11 protein-coding genes are annotated in these 17,374 nt (G+C 53.9%); all 11 read right to left on the reverse strand.

Annotated elements, in window-relative coordinates; translation table 11 throughout:
* Positions 1–65: 65 nt before the first annotated feature.
* Complete coding sequence (locus BBD41_RS03720; protein ID WP_077565501.1) at positions 66–1,055, reverse strand: ABC transporter permease; 990 nt, start codon at positions 1,053–1,055, stop codon at positions 66–68.
* Positions 1,048–2,016, reverse strand: a complete 969-nt coding sequence (locus BBD41_RS03725) for an ABC transporter ATP-binding protein (protein WP_099476762.1) — start codon at positions 2,014–2,016, stop codon at positions 1,048–1,050. The genes BBD41_RS03720 and BBD41_RS03725 overlap by 8 nt, the downstream gene beginning before the upstream one ends.
* Positions 2,017–2,064: 48 nt before the next feature.
* Positions 2,065–2,961: a GDSL-type esterase/lipase family protein gene (locus tag BBD41_RS03730; RefSeq protein ID WP_099476763.1), complete on the reverse strand. Its 897-nt coding sequence runs from the start codon at positions 2,959–2,961 to the stop codon at positions 2,065–2,067.
* A gap of 148 nt (positions 2,962–3,109) precedes the next feature.
* Positions 3,110–3,859, reverse strand: a complete 750-nt coding sequence (locus BBD41_RS03735; protein WP_099476764.1) for a CAP domain-containing protein — start codon at positions 3,857–3,859, stop codon at positions 3,110–3,112.
* 231 nt (positions 3,860–4,090) lie between these two features.
* Complete coding sequence (locus tag BBD41_RS03740; RefSeq protein WP_007129902.1) at positions 4,091–4,552, reverse strand: GNAT family N-acetyltransferase; 462 nt, start codon at positions 4,550–4,552, stop codon at positions 4,091–4,093.
* 142 nt (positions 4,553–4,694) lie between these two features.
* Positions 4,695–6,560, reverse strand: coding sequence for an ABC transporter ATP-binding protein (locus BBD41_RS03745; protein ID WP_099476765.1), 1,866 nt, complete (start codon positions 6,558–6,560; stop codon positions 4,695–4,697).
* The gene (locus tag BBD41_RS03750; RefSeq protein WP_077565496.1) at positions 6,557–8,335 is read right to left on the reverse strand and encodes an ABC transporter ATP-binding protein; all 1,779 of its coding nucleotides are present in this window, start codon (positions 8,333–8,335) and stop codon (positions 6,557–6,559) included. The genes BBD41_RS03745 and BBD41_RS03750 overlap by 4 nt, the downstream gene beginning before the upstream one ends.
* Before the next feature lie 532 nt (positions 8,336–8,867).
* The gene (locus BBD41_RS03755) at positions 8,868–12,521 is read right to left on the reverse strand and encodes a dynamin family protein (RefSeq protein ID WP_099476766.1); all 3,654 of its coding nucleotides are present in this window, start codon (positions 12,519–12,521) and stop codon (positions 8,868–8,870) included.
* Between the two features lie 977 nt (positions 12,522–13,498).
* Positions 13,499–13,780: an NAD/NADP transhydrogenase alpha subunit gene (locus tag BBD41_RS03760; protein ID WP_077565494.1), complete on the reverse strand. Its 282-nt coding sequence runs from the start codon at positions 13,778–13,780 to the stop codon at positions 13,499–13,501.
* A gap of 25 nt (positions 13,781–13,805) precedes the next feature.
* Entirely contained in the window at positions 13,806–14,492 is a 687-nt protein-coding gene (nth, locus tag BBD41_RS03765) for an endonuclease III (protein ID WP_077565493.1), read from the reverse strand.
* Between the two features lie 93 nt (positions 14,493–14,585).
* Entirely contained in the window at positions 14,586–17,312 is a 2,727-nt protein-coding gene (locus BBD41_RS03770) for an S-layer homology domain-containing protein (RefSeq protein ID WP_099476767.1), read from the reverse strand.
* Between the last annotated feature and the right edge of the window lie 62 nt (positions 17,313–17,374).

Here is a 17,374-nt window from a genome sequence, read left to right on the forward strand (position 1 = left end):
GTTCTTTGGATATTTGCAATAACCTCCGGTAAAAATGCAAACAAATGTTTCATGCTTTGTCCATTTTAATTCAAGATATCCCTTCTCGTAAAGACACTGAATGAAACGATCACCGCGCAGACTGCCCAGACGGCCAATACGGCGAGTGAGAAATTCAGCGACATCCCTTCGATCGGCGGCAAATTTCCTGCTAGATAGTCCGTCAGGTTCAGATTGACCATAAACAAATATTTGGCGCTGCTCCACGCAGAGGCCATATTGGTCAGTATATTTCCAGCGATCAAGGCTGCCATCATGATGACGATGCTTGCCGCCGTGCTCCGGACTAGCACCGAAACCATAAATGCCAGCATGGCCACGCAAATGCCGACAAACCATACCAGGCCGCCTTGCATCAGCAAATACATCCACTGCGGCACCGCATGCACCCCGGACATATCCACTTCCGAGCCGACAATCCGAAAGCCCGTAAATACCGGGATGTCAAAGCCTTTATATCCGAAAGCCAGTCCCGAAATGAGATAGGCGATAATAAACGTTGATACATTGATCAACGATACGAACATCAGCAGGGCGATCAGCTTGCTCAGAAGCACCTTCCACCGTTTTACCGGACGCGTAAGCAGCATTTTGATCGTTCCCGACGTGCGTTCACCGGATACGATATCCGAGGCGATTGCCATAATTAAGAGCGGAATGAATAATGATATCGCATTATTCAGGAACTCCCGGGTAAAGGTAACCCCGTTTGGATGATTAGGATTCACATCATGCTCCAAATAATACTGCATTTGCTGAATGAAAATTTGGCGGTATCTCTTCCATTCATCCGGTACCCGGTCGCTGCTGAGCGAGTTTTCATTATCCGTGATCCGCTGCTGAAGCTCCAGGCGCCAATCGCTGTTAAACTTCTCCTGGCTCCGTTCCGCCGCTTTCATCTGTGCATAGGTAAACATCGGTACCAGAACGAGCAGGACAAGGAGCACGACGTAAAAACGCTTCCTTTTCAAAATTTTCAAACATTCGTTTTGTATCAGCGGGACCAAGTTACTCAAGGCTCTCCCCCTCCGTCATTTGGAGAAACAGCTGCTCCAGCGTAGGATTCATCCGGTGGACTTCCCGAACCTCCACTCCGGCGGCTACCAGACGCTCGACGGCGCGGAAGGTATGCTCGGGAGATATCCGCGTTACGATCGCCTCGGCCGACATTCCGGCCAGCAGGCTATCATCAAGCACCGATTCGGGCTCATCCACAATGACGCAGTATTCAAGCCCCGCCAATATTCGCTTCCCTTGCGCCGCCGGTTTCAGCTCCCAGACGACATAATCGTTGCTCTCGGAGATCAGTGCATCCACTTCGCCGACGGCGAGCACACGCCCTCCGCTTATGATGGCAACCCGGTCGCACAGCAGCTGAATCTCGCTCAGCAGGTGGCTTGAAACGAATACCGCCAGGCCTTCCTCTGCCAGCTGCTGAATGAAATGGCGCATCTCCTTGATGCCTTTCGGATCCAGCCCGTTGGTCGGCTCGTCCAGTATAAGCAGCTTCGGTCTTCCCAAAAGCGCCTGTGCGATTCCAAGCCGCTGCCTCATGCCTAGTGAATACGTGCTGACCTTGTCATGGATTCTCCGCTCCAACCGGACAATATTCACCACTTCGGCGATCCGGTCGCGGTCGATTCCGGGCTGCATGCGTGCAAAATGCTCAAGATTCTCCCAGCCGGTCAGAAAAGAGTACATCTCGGGATTCTCGACGATCGAACCGATGTGTCGCAGCGCCTGCTCCTGCTGGCGGTTGACATCATAGCCGCACACCTTGATCGTTCCCGAGGTCGGCTTGATCAGATCGACAAGCATCCGGATCGTTGTCGTCTTCCCCGCACCGTTCGGGCCAAGAAAACCGAAAATTTCCCCTTTGCGAACGTCGAAGGTCACGTCATGTATAATCCATTTTCGTCCGATTTTCTTCGTCACATTCTTTACCGATAACACGATTTCCGAGAAATGGTCATTCAATCGGCCACAACTCCTTCTATGAATCAATGGGTTCCCTATATCCCCGTTTTACTTCAAGCCCTGTACGATTCGGTCCGCAATGGCCTGATAGCCCGCACCATTCGGATGGAAATGGTCGGAAGACAAATAGGCATCCAGCTTGTGCTGAAACAGATCAAACGTGGGGACCAGCGTCATATTCGGGTCCTGATTCACAATTTCCATCACGCTATGGTTCCACGTCGATACGACGATATTCCCCGGGATCTGCAGCTCCTTCAGATCAGCGAACGGGTGGTACAGCCCGACATAAATGATGCGGGCATCCGGATTAATGGCCCGCAGCTTCTGCAGAATCGACTGCAGGCGTTCGGAGGCCTCAGGCAGCGAAGCCATCAGCTTCACCGGGTCGACCTCGAGCGCATCCGGGTCGGTCTCTTCGCTCAACAGCCCGCTGTTCTGAAACAGGTCGTTGCCGCCGATCGACAGCATAATTACGTTAGCCCGCTGCAGGGCGTAACGGATGCCTTTGTCGTCGAGCTTAGGCAGAAGCGCCTCGGTCGTCATCCCGTTGATCGCCAGGTTGGCTAGCAGCTTGGCCGACCGCCCATCACCGCTCAGCTGTTCAATGCTCCGCCGGACAAACCCGCTCCCCGTGTTGTCGCCGGTCCCCTTGGCAAGGGAATCACCGATCGCCGTCACGTTCAGGTGATCCGGCAGCGGCTGTGCAATCGCTGCGTCTTCGCCCTGGCCAGTCTGATCCTCCCGGTCCGCGCCGACCTCTTCCCCCGGTACGGCACCAGGCGCCGAAGGCGATGCTGATCCCGCATCGCTCCCTGCGGCAAGAGGCTCTCCCTGGGGATAGTTGATATCATTCCATGCATATATAAAGCCAATGACGAGCACAATGGTTGCCAAAGCCGAGGCGCAAGCGGTAATCCTCCAAATCCATGACGATGTTCTCATGACACTCCCCCCCGCAAAAATCCTCATGTACTCTACCATAAAACTTCTTTCAAAAATTTGCAAATCATGAAGCCAAAAAAAGACCACCCTGACGCGCAAGAGCAGGCTCTCGCGATCAGGACAGTCCCTGTCGATGTTCCATTCCATATTATTGGCTGATAAATTCCTGTACCCAGTAACCGTTGTAGTATCCTACCCCGATCATCGTAAAGTTCGGAGACAAAATATTTTCACGGTGTCCCTGGCTGTTCATCCACGCTTCCATGACCTCTTGCGGCGAACGCTGGCCTTTAGCAATATTCTCGCCGGCATAGCCGAAAGAGATTCCGTAAGATTTCATCATATCAAACGGCGAACCGTAGGTTGGAGAAGTATGGCTGAAGTAATTATTATTATTCATATCCTTCGCTTTATCCAATGCCATGGTCGTCAGCTTGGCATGTACGGTAAGCGGCTTCAAGCCCGCCTTTGCACGCTCTTGGTTAACGAGCTCGACAACTTGGGAAGCAAAGCTCGCCTTGTCGCTCGTATCCGTCGATCCGGATGGTTCGGAAGGCTTCGCCGGCGTTGTCGGCGCGCTCGTATCCGGTTTGCTCGTCTGCGGCTTCTCCGCAGGCTGCTGCGGTTGCGGCTTCTCGGCTTCCGGCTTGGACGCTTCCGGTTTCGGAGCTGCAGGTTTCGATGCTTCAGGCTTTTCTGCCTGCGGCATTTGAATTACCCATTTGAACTGTCCTTCCCAGCCTTGAGACTCCAGAAACTGTTGAATCTTTTGCTGCCAGCTTACGACGTGGCTGTTTTCAGCGGGCGCGGCAGATGCCGTTGTCGGAAGCATAATGCCTACAGCCATTACCGCAGCGATGCTGCCGCCTGCGACTTTCTTCATCCATTGCTTATTCATCAATCCATCATCTCCTGTAGTCTTGTTGTTGGGCTGCTTGATCCTCATAAATTCTAGAGGGTGAGTTCTTGATGTCAGAGGATCAAGCGTTGGTTACATTTTTGTAATCACCTACGAACACATTGTAACATAATTGATACCCTCAACAAGACCACAATTGTTGGAAATCCTTCAGATTCACGCAAGAAAAAACCCACCCCGTGCCCGGGATGGGTTAACAAAAGGTTGCAGCTACAGCTTTTTGTTAAACTGATAGCCTGCCTTTTCAAATCCGATATGTTCATAAAATGCATGTGCCGGGGCTAATTCTTCCCGGTTGCCGCTCGTGAGAAACAAGAGGTCGCTGCCCTGCTGTCTAGCCCAAGTTTCTGCAGCTTGAATTAATCGTTTGCCAATGCCTTGGCGGCGGCAGCTTGAGGTTACAATAACCGAAGTAATTTGAGTGACCGGTTCGGTCATAACGAAGGATTTGACTTGACGAAGCATGATCATGCCGACGACGGTTCCGTCCAATTCAGCAACCATGTTGCAGTACAGCGGATTGCACGACATGTTCTCCATCCGTTCACGCATCACGTTCAGCGTGGTCGGATAATTCAGTTCTCGCATCAAGGATGTGACAGCTTCCAAATCATTCTTCTCAAAGTTTCGAATCAGCAGTGCAGGCGCAGACAAGACGCTTTCGATGCTCATTATACCCTCATGCTTCCCTTCTTCTATGAAATTCTTGAATCACTCTATTTCTATTTTGTAAGTTTATGAAGAAGATTGCAAGTGTCAGGCGACATTTTTTTTACATTTGTGTCGGTTTTGTTAAACCTTTGTTAAGACGTTTTTACAAAAAGCGGTATTGCGCTTCAATAAGTCCATGGTAGGTTCCCTGCTTCTGCATAAGCTGGTTATGGTTACCTTCCTCGATAATCCGTCCATGATCCAGAACGACGATGTGATCCGCATGCCGGATCGTTGAGAGACGATGCGCCACGATGAAGGAGGTCCGGCCTTTAAGCAGGACTTTTAGCGCCTCCTGGATCTTGAGCTCGGTTTCCGTATCGATGCTCGCCGTGGCCTCATCCAGAATGAGAATTCTCGGATCGGCAAGAAGCGCTCTGGCGAAGGACAGCAGCTGGCGCTGCCCCATGGACAGCATGTTTCCGCGTTCCTCGACCTCGGTGTCATAGCCGCCAGGCATTTGAACGATGAATTCGTGTGCGCCGACGGCTTTGGCCACCTGCTCGATCTCCTCGTTCGTTGCATCCAGCCGGCCAAAACGGATATTGTCCCGAATCGTGCCGGAGAAGATAAACGTATCTTGGAGCACGATGCCGATCTGGTTGCGCAGGCTCTCTACCGTAACCGATTGAATATCATAGCCGTCGATGGTGAGCTTGCCTGCCGTGATGTCGTAAAAACGGCTCAGCAGATTGATAATGGTGCTCTTCCCGGAGCCGGTGTGGCCGACGAGGGCGATCGATTGCCCGGCTTTGACGTCCAGATTGATTCCTTTCAGCGCCTGCCGGCCTTTCTCGTATTCAAATACTACGTTCTCGAGCTTGATGTCCCCTTGAATTTTCGGCAGCTTGACCGCGCCCGGCTTATCGTCGATGCTCGGCTTCTCGTCGATAAATTCAAAGATCCGTTCCGAGGAAGCCATCGCAACCAACAGCTGGTTATACATTTGGCCGAGCCGGTTGATCGGCTCCCAGAAGTTACCGACATATTGGGTGAAGGCGATCAAAAGACCGATCGTCAGCTCCCCTTGCTGGATAAGGGTTGCACCGAGCCAGAACAGGATCAGCGTTCCGAAGCCGCCGGTAATTTCAATCAGCGGGCCGAAGGATTGGTTCATGGCCGAAGCCTTATCCCAGGATTTTTTGCTGTCCAGGTTCATATGGTCGAAGAACTTCATGTTCTCTTCTTCCTGCGTGTACGCCTGGGTCACCCGGATCCCCTGAATCGACTCGTTCAAGTGGGAGTTGATGCGGGAGTTCCGGATCCGTACGTCCTGCCACGCCCGGCGGATCCGTACGCGAAGCTTCGTGGAAATGAAGAACATGATCGGCACGGTTACGATCACCGCAAGACCGAGCTTCCAGTTAATCACGAGCAAAATAACGACAATGCCGACGAGTTGAACGCAGTCGATGATCAGATTGACGACCCCGTTCGTGAACAGATCCTGCAGCGAGTTGACGTCATTCGTCACCCGCACGAGCACCGATCCCGCCGGCCGTTTGTCAAAGAAGTTAAAGGACAGCCGCTGGATGTGCCTGAACAAATCGGCGCGAAGATCGTAAATGACCCGCTGCCCGATAATATTGGTGTACTTGATTCGGAAGATACCCGCGATCCACTGAATAACGTACATAGCCAGCACGCCGACCGTGATCTGATAGAGCAGCGTCAGGCTCGGACTTCCGTTTTCCGGCTCGATGGCATGGTCAATGGCCTGGCTCGTCAGAAAAGGAATCGCCAACTTCGTGATCGTTCCGATGATCATCATCAGCCCGACCAGCGGCAAAATTTGCTTTGCGTATGGCTTCATGTACGAGATCAGCCGCGTCAGCTGCTTCCAGTTGAACGGTTTCTCGATCGCATCGTCATCCTTGTATACAAAGCGCTCGTTCTTCGCTCCCGGGCCCTGCTCGGACTTGGGAGCCTTTCTCCTATGATGGGGTTCTGTATTTACGTTGGCGTTCATGCTTGCACCTGCCCTTGCTTCCCTCCCGCTTGAGCCTGCCTCGCGATAAGGTCCGCATATTGTATTTTGTATACATCCTGGTATGGCCCCGGTACTGCAATCAATTCCTCATGCTTGCCGCGCTGAACGACCCGTCCTTCGTCGAGAACGAGAATTTCGTCGGCATGGCGCAGCGAGGAGATGCGGTGGGCAATAATAAAGGTCGTTCTCCCCTTCATGACTTCCTGGAAACCGGATTGGATCTCATGCTCGGTTTCCATATCGACGGCGCTCGTCGCATCGTCCAGAATCAGAATTTTCGGGTTTTTCAGCAGGGCGCGGGCAATCGCAATCCGCTGCTTTTGGCCTCCGGATAACCCCATGCCCCGCTCGCCGACGATCGTATCGTAGCCGTCCTTCATTTCCATAATAAAATCATGCGCCTTCGCCAGCTTCGCAGCCCGAATGATATCCTCCATGCTCACGTCTTTCATGCCGTAGGCGATGTTGTTGCGGATGCTCGACGAGAACAGGAAGGTCTCCTGGAATACGGTAGCGATCTGGCTTCGCAGGCTGCGCACCTTGATGTCATTAATATTGATCCCGTCCAGCTTTATGGTCCCCTGGTTCACGTTGTATGCGTGCATAAGGAGCTGGATGATCGTCGATTTGCCGGATCCGGTTCCGCCCAGAAGGCCGATGACCGATCCTGGAGGCGCATTCAAATTAATGTCTTTGACCGCCGCCATTTTGTTTCCGTATGCGAAAGTCACTTCATTGAATTCCACATGGCCCTTTACTTCACTAGGCACCAAATCCACGGCGTTCTCGCGGTCCTTCACGTCAATCGGCTGGTTCAGCAGTTCCAGCACCCGTTCGCCGGACGCCTTCGATTGCGTGTAGTTGTTGATATGGAAGCCGATCCCCCAAAGCGGACCAATGATATACCAGATCAGGGTAAAGAATGCCGCCAGCTGTCCGACCGACATCGATCCGTTAATGACCAGGCTGCCGCCGACGCCGAGCAAAATGACCACGCTGATGTTCGCGAACAGCTCCATCATCGGGAAGTAGCGTGCCCACAAGGAGGATGCAAAGATCTGATTCGTCTTGTAGCGCTCGTTGCGCTCCGAGAACTTCTCGACTTCATGCGGCTCGCGGGCGAAAGACTTGACCGTGCGGACACCCGTAATGTTCTCCTGCACGGCGGTGGTCAGTGAGCTGAGCGCAAGCCGCATCTCCTGGAACGCCGGATGAATTTTCGATTCGAATTTGAGCGCTGCGACGACGAGAAACGGCATTGCGACAAGCGTGATCAGCGTCAGCTTCCAGCTGATCGTGAACATCATGATGGACCCGAAGGTGACCATCAGCACCAGATTGAGCAGCTGGGCGAAGCCGAAGCCGATAAACATCCGGATCGCTTCCAGATCGCCGGTCAGCCGCGACATCAAGTCCCCGGTGCGTGCCGTGTCATAGTAACGGAACGATAAAAATTGCAATTTTTCGTAGCAGGCGTTACGCAGCGAGTAGGCGAGGTAGTTGCCCAGCCTCCCTCCAAAAAAGCCGTGCAGAAACTGCATGCAGGCTTTGAGGATGACAACCCCCAATACGGTCAGTGCCAGCTGCGGAACCATGCCGAAGTTCTCCATCTTGATCGCATCGTCAATCAGGACTTGCAAGAGGTACGGGTACACAAGTCCCAGCGCCGTTGCAATCGCCAGACAGAGAATGGAGAGAAAGAGATAACTTCGTTTCTCCCAAAAGAAGCCCTGCAGTTGCCTAAGAACATTCATGATTTTCCTCCGTAGGATTTTTTTCGTTCAGGTTATGTAGCATTTATGAAGTTTATCATCGACCTGAACGGGCGGCAAAGAGAAATAACCGTCATAAATGAGCCAAAAGGACCTAATGAAGGCAAATAGTTAAACTTATCTTTGTTTACTGATTAAATAATCGTTAATTCTCACCTATGCTACGCTTTCTCCCGTAAGCGGCCGCTCCGGGCAGCGACTGTGCAATTTGTCCCGGTTCCGGACTTTTTTGAGAAGGGTTTCCGAAGGCGGGATTCGGTGATTTTAGGCCCGATAGCAACCATCCGACGATTGCGTGATGTGAGTCTCCTGCCTCATATCCACAAGATATTGTGCAGCCGTTACTTTTCAGTCAAGCATTGAAGTTACATAAATAGGAAATGCACAGCTCCATAAAAAAGACGCCTTCACCGCCATGTTGAATGGCTCGGAAGACGTCTATGCTAGCTAAGTTTCATTTAAAAAGCGCGAACCGCTCTATCGTCCCATTTGCTTACAGGACGTTTGGTTTGAATCAGCCTTGAAGTCCGGCGACCGTCAGCTCCTGCAATTCATCAGCCAGCTTATTCCACACTTGCGGGGATTGCCCATCCTTCAGCGAGTCGATGATGGCTTCAACCGACTCCTGAAGCTGTTCCTCAAGTGCTCCTGCATGATGGCGCAAGGAATTGGCGACCATACGGGCATAATGCTCCGCCAGCTGCTCCTCGCGTTTGCTGACGACCGAAGCGATCGCTTCCTTCACCTTCGGCTCGGCCGCTTCACGCAGCTTGGCGCTGCCGCTGCCTTCAAAGAAATGCTTCGGATTTTTGAACAAGGACCAGAACGCCAGCCAGCCGCCCTCGATCGAAAGCTCCGTTTCGGCAAGCTCCGGAGAAGGCCACTCCGGCTCGAGCCGGAGGATGAACGCCAGGCCCTCTTCCATCGCTTGAATTTCGGCGGCCGCTTTGCCGGCTGCGCCTTCGGTCAGCTTACGTCCCGCTTGCTCCAAACGGAGCGTCGTCGCCCACAGCTCCTGATCCAGCTCTAGGGATAGCGTACGCAGCAACTCCTGGCCGCATGCGGCAAATGCCGATTTCATATTTCCGCTGTCTTCGCGGAGGACGGATGGGTTGAACGACTCCTGAAAGAATCGGTTCATCGCGTAATCGAGCCGCTGCCGCACATGGAACAACAGCTCGCTGCATTCCTGCGCAATATCGCGCGCCATCGTATCCTCGGTTAACCGCTCAAGCCGCGCAATCGCCTGTCTTCGCACTTCTTCCATCGCATGGATCTTCTGCTGGCGCGTCGAAGCATCCTGAGCGGCCATTTCGGCCCACGTCCGAATCCGGTCCCGGATGGAGGCCACCTCATCATACCCTGCGCGCAGCGACAGCTTCGGCAATTCAACGGCGGCAAAGCGGCCTAGCGCCTCCTCGAATGCCGGAAAGCCGGATGCGGCGAGGATGTCCTCATCGTCCTGCAGCTTCCCGGTTAAGGCCGATTGACTCGACACCGGATAAAGATGCGGGCTGCCGACGCCGTTTGCCGTCAGATTGCTGCGCACGTGCTTGATGACTTCCCCAAGCTCCTCTTCAGACTGGGCCAGATCGGCGGCATTTACGATAAAGAACATTTTATCGAGCGCGAAGCTGTCCTTCACCCGTCCGAGCTGGGACAGGAATTGGCGGTCCGCTTTGGAAAAGGCATGATTATAATACGTCACATATACAATCGCATCGGCGTTCTTAATATAGCTGAACGTGACGCCCGTATGCCGGGCATGCAGCGAGTCTGCCCCCGGCGTATCGACCAGGATGATCCCTTGCTCGGTGAGCGGGCAGCTGTAATACAGATCAATCCCGTCCACGAAGCAGGATTTCCGCTCGTCGGCAACATATCCGCGGTATTCCGGCAGCTGTACAAGCTCCGTCGTCCCGAGCCTGCTCTCCATCTCCTCCCAGCCGGAGGCTGCCGCCTTCAGAAATCCGTAATGCGGCAAAGCTGCCGGGTGCAGCCCTGACGGGGTCAGCTGCTCCGCCGCCACCCGCCAGCGGTCCGGACTTGGCTCGGGCAGTCCCAGCACGCTGAAGGAATACTTCAGATCGTCCCACCACATCTCGCGCGTCTTCATGCGCACGGCTGCGGTCCCATGGGGCTTGCCTTCAGCCGGCGCGAGAATGCGGTTCACCGCAGCTGTCGTCGGATGCGGTGATACCGGCAGCACCGCTTCGCCAAGCAAGGCGTTGGCGAAGGAGGATTTGCCGGCGCTGAACGCTCCGAACAGCGCCATCGTGAACGAGCCGCCCGCAAGCGCCTCGGCGCGGGCGGTCAAGTCCCGCGCGGCGGAGCCCAGCGCGGGGTACGGCGCCAGCAGCGCGGCGGCCGCGTGCAGCTGCGCTGCCGCAGCGTCAAGCTGCTGGCGCCGCTGGGGCGCCCCCGGCGCGGCGCTGCTGCGGCGCGGCGCGGTGCGCCCCGGCCCCGGCTGCGCAGCCGGGGCGCCTTGGGCAGCCGCCTGGGCGGGCTGCCCTTTCGGCTCCCTCACTTCCGGCAGGAGGCCGGGGGTGAGGGAGGCCCGCGGCGGGAGCAGCTGCGCCAGCTCCGCCGCGCGGGCGGCTTCCGCCTGCTGCAGGGCAGCATAGCGGGCGGAAGCCGCCGATTGCGCCAGCAGCTCCTCCTGCTGGCGCCCCAGCTCCTGCAGACGGTCGGCCGAAGCGTCCGTCAGCGCCGCCTGCAGCCGGTCGGCCAGCACCGACACGGCACGGCGGTAGCTGGCCTTGATGCTCTCCGCCAGCTCCCGGCAATAGTTCAACACATACTCGCCGGATACAGTCGCATCCGCCTGAATCCGTCCGGTAATCATATCGTCCTGCATCGTAGGCAGCTCATGATCCAGCATGCTTTCCCATTCCGTATTCCATTCCGTGTACTTCTCGGTGATGCTGCGGAACAATTGCCGGACATGCCAATCGACCTGAGCCGAGGTCTGTTCCTTCAATCGGGCACGGAACGCTTCCAGACGGCGGCGCTTCTCTTCTTCGGTTTTTCCGCCGGAGAACAGGAATCCGACCTTGAACCCGCTGCGGCGGCTTTCCAAGAACAGGCGGGCAAGCTCGCGCACATCCGCCGGCGTCAGGTTGGCATTGGCAAGAAGGGAATCCGCCTCGCTGCGAAGCGCTTGGCGGGCAGCTGCAGGCAGCGATTCCGCCTCCCTCTTCCGTGACTCCAGCTTTTCAAGTCGGGCCTTTAGGGCCGCGGCCGCCTCCTCACCGCCCATCTCCTCAAGCAGCCGTTCTTTCTCCGGCTGGTGGGAGCGGACGAAAGCGTCGACATGCTGATTCGCCGCATGATGCATCGAGCAGGATACGCTATAGCCAAGCAGCGGATCCTTGATCGTGATAAGCTCACGAATCAGCGACGTGAGCCGTTCCCATTGGTTATACGGATGATCCTTCGCTTTCAGCGACGTGCAGAGAAGCCCTTTGTAGGCGATTTTCCACTGCGCAAAGGCTTTTTTTACATCCTGCAAATAATCCGTTATCGACAGCTCCTGATCCCGGTGCTTATCGACCTGATTCACGATGAGATACAGGGGCTTGCCCCAATCGGACAGGCTTTTCGCGAACAACAGATTGCTCTCCGACTGTACATGGTTATAATCCATCACGTAAAAAACGACATCGGCCATATGAAGCGCGGAGTGGGTCGCCAGCCGGTGACCATCATCCGTCGAATCCACCCCTGGCGTATCCATCAGAACGCCGGATTCGCCGAGCAGCGGAATGTCCTCCCATACCTCGATGGCTGAATAGGCTCTGCCCTCTTTGCAATAATCAGCAAGCTCCTCGATCGTCACCGCCATCGGCTCTCCATGGTCATCGGCTGCGCGATGAATGAGGGCTTTCGGTGAGCCGTTGCGAATCGTCACGATATTGGCGCTGGTCGGCACCGGTCCGGATGGCAGGACCGGCTTGCCGCAGAGCGCATTGATCATACTGGACTTGCCGGCCGAGAAGTGGCCGCAGAACGCAAGCGTCAGTTCCCCGCTCGCTCCCTTGCGTATCAAATCCTCGGCTAAGGCCGCGGAAGATTCGTCATTCCAATCCAAAAAGCGGTCCCTGACCGTTGTCATCGTCTTGTTAAGCTCAAGCTCATGGGTTCCCAGTTCATGTTCGGCTGTCTTCAATGTCCTTTCTCGCTCCAATCCATGAATCCTATATTTCTGACACATTCTATTCACATCTTTTTATTGTATCATCGCTTGGGCATTAAAGGAATCATCCCATTTCGAGCCTGGTTTCGATTTTGCGACATTTTATGTACGAAGCACACATTAAGTCCCCTTCCGGATCCATCCTTTCATTCTTCGTAAGAAGGACATGGCATATTACCAATACGACGCAGGATGCTCTCCCGGGGATCGTGGATTCACTCCCGCAGAAGATGATAAGGTACCGCGCAATTTATTAGTAGATGAATGAATCGACAAACACATGTTAGGCACGCTATAAGCCATTCGTTCGATTCCTGTTATCATTGAGGCGGGGATATCCGCGCTTACGAAGCGGAAGTCTTGGCTTCCTGCGCAGCATGCGGCTTGGGCATAGACCTGAATGAAGACTCCTGCGATTTGCGGAATGCGTACCGTTGTTTGGAATGCGACTGAACAAGCTCCCGATTTCCTCGGATCCGTGCGCGTCTCTTCTCTTTCCCCTTACCTCTTTCCTTTATCCACGTTCCTCTTTACTCTTGCCAATTGCTCTATTGGTAAGTTGGGTTAATTTCTTCATGTGCAGATTTGCCCTGCTCATCCCTGCGTATCCTGTCTTCCAAGATGATGATTGGTTAGATTTTTCCGGTCCAGATCTCCTCTTATTATTATGGTTTTATATTAATGAAAGATCACGGCTCAACCAATGGAGACTCTAATTAACCGACATATGCCTTCATTTGCCCTCAGCCGCATGCTTCTTCGAGATTACGTCATCGGGCTGTCGATACGCAAGATCTCCGTAACCAGTCATTCCGTTCTGCTTCCTCAACATACGAAGAGGCTGCCCCCGGTCATAGACCTTATGGGACAGCCTCTTGTCAAACATCGGATCGATTGCACGCAGCTGAGCCATTTAAATGAAGCAAATGGCGAGCGCGGACATGCGTGCTTTAAGATACGACGGCTTCGTCTTCCGCCGGAATCAGAATCTCAAACACGCTGCCGTGCTGCAGAATCGTCAAACCGCGGGATTTGTCGCGCATGACCACAACTTCCGGCTTTTGCGACATTCTTTCCAAATAGTGCTCCGGCGCTTCCCCGGAATGGCTGAAGGTTATACCCTCCACCTCTTGCTCTTCATTCTCATTCAGTTGGCTTTGGCTCTCCACCACATGCTCGAAAATATCGGAGAACAATTCAAAGTTGTCGGTGTAAACGGAGATGCATTTCATGTGTTATCCCATCCTCTTATCTTGTCTATGTCTTGCTTACTTTCGGCTGTTCCTTATTCTTCCTGACTGCCGATGTTTTCATACGCTTCTTTCCTTCACGGCAGACATCGAGAAGCGGACAAATCTGGCACTGTGGATTTTGCGCTTTACAGTGGTACCTGCCGAAGAAGATAATCCGATGATGCGTGATCGTCCATTCCTCACGGGGCACACGCTTCATCAGCTTCTTCTCCACCTCCAGCACCGAATCCTTCCACGCGGCCAGACCGAGACGCTTGGATACTCGCTCGACATGCGTGTCCACTGCGATGGCCGGGACGCCGAAAGCATTGGATACGACGACATTCGCCGTCTTCCGTCCCACGCCCGGCAGCTTGACCAGCTCGTCATGAGCTTCCGGCACCTCGCCGCCGTACTGCTCGATCAGGATCGCGCACAGGTTCTGAATATGCTTCGCCTTGTTTCGGTATAAGCCGATCCGTCGGATATCCTGCTCCAGCTCCTCAAGCGGCACCGATACGTAATCCAGCGGAGTTTTGTATTTCTGAAACAGATCCTTGGTCACTTTATTCACGGTTTCATCCGTACACTGGGCGGACAGCAGCACAGCGATGGTCAGCTCAAACGCATTGCTGTGATTCAGTTCGCAGTGTGCATCCGGAAACATCGTAGCCATCGTATCCAGAATATGCCGTACCGTTGCCGCATTCATAACATGATTTCCCTCCCGCAAAAAAAAATCTTGATGCGAAGAAGCCCCCGCATCAAGACGGTGTGTCTCAAGTAATCCCCGGATGATAAAATCCTACTGTTTTACAATCTCCACAACGACACCGTTGTTCAGGTACAGTACAATATTATCATTTTCCTTCAGGGATTGCACGGACAAAGTCGTGTCACCTTGATGAACAAAAACTTTGTCCGACAGGGCGAAGCGGTAGTTATCGTTGATCGATTTGCGCTTCACCTGGATTTCGGAATTGCTGGCCTGCCAGAAGGAGCGCTCCAGCTTATCCATCACATTAATGATCGTCACGCCTTGAATATCCTTACGGACTTCAACGCGATCCGAGACGGCAAGCGTGCTCAGATTCGCAGCCGTTGACCCGTTGCGGAGGACCTTCACTCCTGTGCTTACCCCGATGGCTTGGCTGTTGCCGGCGTAATCCTTCACGGTCACCACATTACCGGACGCGTCCACGTTGGTGATCTCGCCAAGCGTCAGCTTCACTTGGGTAATCGCTACGGCCGTGTTCCCTTGCAGCGAAATGTTGACCAACGTGCCAGGACGGAGGTCTGCAAGCAGGATGGCTTGTCCGCTCTCGCCCGTCAGCGTTGCTTTATCGGTATAAATATCGCTGGTCGTTCCGTTTGCTTTTACACGAATCCGGTTCTTCGAAGGCTCCGTAAAGACAACCTCGAACTGGGCAGCCGTCTTCACTTTCAACGTCTGCAGATAATCCTGGTTGGTAGACAATTGAGCTGACACTTCGTCACCTACCCGGACATCCGCCAGCGATGCGGAGGACTTGCCGAAAATTTCGACGCTCAGCGTAGTGTTATACGGTATCTCCTCCACTTTACCGTTCGCATCCACAATCGAGATGACTCTCTTGGACGTGTTCATGCTGCTGACCTTGCCTTCGACCTTGTAAACGACTTCGAGCGACAGTGCCCGGGTCCCGATCACAGACACGCTGACTTTGCGTCCCGCCCCCAGGAGCGGCTCCACTTTGTCTAGCGTCGTGCCAGTGCTTGCTTCGAGCTTGGTCTTCTCATCCAAAATGATGACCCGCGGCTGGTTATTCGCATCACGAACGGTCAACCAGCGCGTTTTGGGATCGTAGTTCACGATGGTGGCGGCATCCAGCTGTTCCATCTGCCGGCCGGTGACCTCGATCTTGGTCACTTGCTCTTCCCCATTGATGGTCAGGAGAACCTTGTCTCCGGAAACGGCATCCGCGAGTAGATCCGAAAGCACCGGCTTGGCTACGCCGCTAACGATAATCTCAGGCTTGTCCGCCAAAAACTTCGTTTCCAGCTGCGTGCTGCCATTGCGCTTGTACGTGATCGTCTTGCCGTTCTCTTCAACCGAATACAGCATGCCTTGAACGGTACGTTCTACGCTTTGCGCAACTTCCACGGTCTGAAGAACACTGTTCTCCACGGAGAATTTTACCGTATAGCCGGCCTTCAGCTCAGCTGGAGTCAGAATTTGATTCTGGTAACGGATCACGGTCTTCTCATCCCAGGCAAACGTATCCTCGTACCCGGTGCTGTCCTTCAGGGTCATCGTTTTATTTACGGTGTCGATGCTTGTGATGACGCCCTCGGACGCCTTATTCACCAACCCGCTCTTCACGCGAATCGATACGATTCGTTTTTGCGGGCTGAAGGTTTCGCGCTCGATGGTAAGCAGGCTGCCCGCCGCAAGCGTCTTCGGATCAATTTTATTGCCGTTTTGATCGAGGAACAGCGTATTGGCATCATAGCTCAGCTCCTCAAAGGTGCTGCCCGTGTCAAACCAAATGACATGATTGGGCGACAGTCGTGCATATGTACGCTCGAAACGCTCCACTTGCTGCGCGGGATCCGTGGTTTCTACGTAAGCCGCTGTTCCGTTATTCGCCACGACTACAACCTTCGTAAAAGGTTTCAGATCGGAGAATTGCTGTCTCTTCGCGGAATCCGAAGTAAAGTATGCGGTCGATGCATCCAGCTTGAACGATTGCAGCTTGCCGTCAACGTACAATTCGAGCTTGCCGTTATCCAGGGAAGCGATATAGCCTTCGTACTGGTTGGCATATTTCGTATCGATATACGCTTGCGCGCGGCTGAAGAACGTTGCCAGCTGGGCTCTCGTTACAGCCCCCTGCGGATCGAATTTATTGCCGGTAACGCCCTGGGCCAGTCCTAATTCTACCGCTACATTCACATAGCCCAGGCGATCCGGAGAAATTTTGGCATTGTCTGCAAAGCCTGTCGCATTATTCTTGGCGGCATTTGCCTCCGCGGTACGTCCGATGGAGCGCACCAGCATTTCGGTAATCCATTCCCGCGATGCCTTCTGCGCACCCCAGATGACCTTTTCGTCCGAATAACCGGACTCCTTTTGCTTGTCGAGCAGGTTTTGCTGAAAAGCCAGTTGAACGTACTGCGTGAAATAATCGTTAACTTTAATATTTGTCGGTAATGTCGCAGCGCCGCTGCCTAGCTGATCCTGCATGCTTAAAAAGCGGATCGCCATCGTCACAGCTTCCTGCTGTGTAACCGGATCATTCGGTCTGAACTTTCCGTTGTTCCCCGTTACGATCCCTTGTGCCGCCAACTGATAAATGTACTTTTCTCCCCAATAGCCTGCAGCGACATCACTGAATGCTCTTAGGCTTGATTGCGTTGTGCTTGCTGCCGTGCCTCCCGCGGTTTCGTTTGCTGATACGGCGGAAGCGCCGCCCCCCAATGCTATAAGTCCGGCCATGACGGCGGAGACCACTTTTTTGGAATGAATATGTTTGCTGTGTCTAAGTACCATTCTCTTTCCCCTCTCCTAACTACTGCTTCATCATATACTACTATTCGACAGCAGATCGTGAT

The organism is Paenibacillus ihbetae, from assembly GCF_002741055.1.
Lineage (GTDB): Bacteria > Bacillota > Bacilli > Paenibacillales > Paenibacillaceae > Paenibacillus_AQ > Paenibacillus_AQ ihbetae.

Bases quoted from the DNA above. Each gene is read 5' to 3' on its own strand.
- BBD41_RS03740 (WP_007129902.1), bottom strand. From the start codon at position 4,552: ATGAGCATCGAAAGCGTCTTGTCTGCGCCTGCACTGCTGATTCGAAAC.
- BBD41_RS03760 (WP_077565494.1), bottom strand. From the start codon at position 13,780: ATGAAATGCATCTCCGTTTACACCGACAACTTTGAATTGTTCTCCGAT.
- BBD41_RS03745 (WP_099476765.1), bottom strand. From the start codon at position 6,560: ATGAACGCCAACGTAAATACAGAACCCCATCATAGGAGAAAGGCTCCC.
- BBD41_RS03730 (WP_099476763.1), bottom strand. From the start codon at position 2,961: ATGAGAACATCGTCATGGATTTGGAGGATTACCGCTTGCGCCTCGGCT.
- nth (WP_077565493.1), bottom strand. From the start codon at position 14,492: ATGAATGCGGCAACGGTACGGCATATTCTGGATACGATGGCTACGATG.
- BBD41_RS03750 (WP_077565496.1), bottom strand. From the start codon at position 8,335: ATGAATGTTCTTAGGCAACTGCAGGGCTTCTTTTGGGAGAAACGAAGT.
- BBD41_RS03770 (WP_099476767.1), bottom strand. From the start codon at position 17,312: ATGGTACTTAGACACAGCAAACATATTCATTCCAAAAAAGTGGTCTCC.
- BBD41_RS03735 (WP_099476764.1), bottom strand. From the start codon at position 3,859: ATGAATAAGCAATGGATGAAGAAAGTCGCAGGCGGCAGCATCGCTGCG.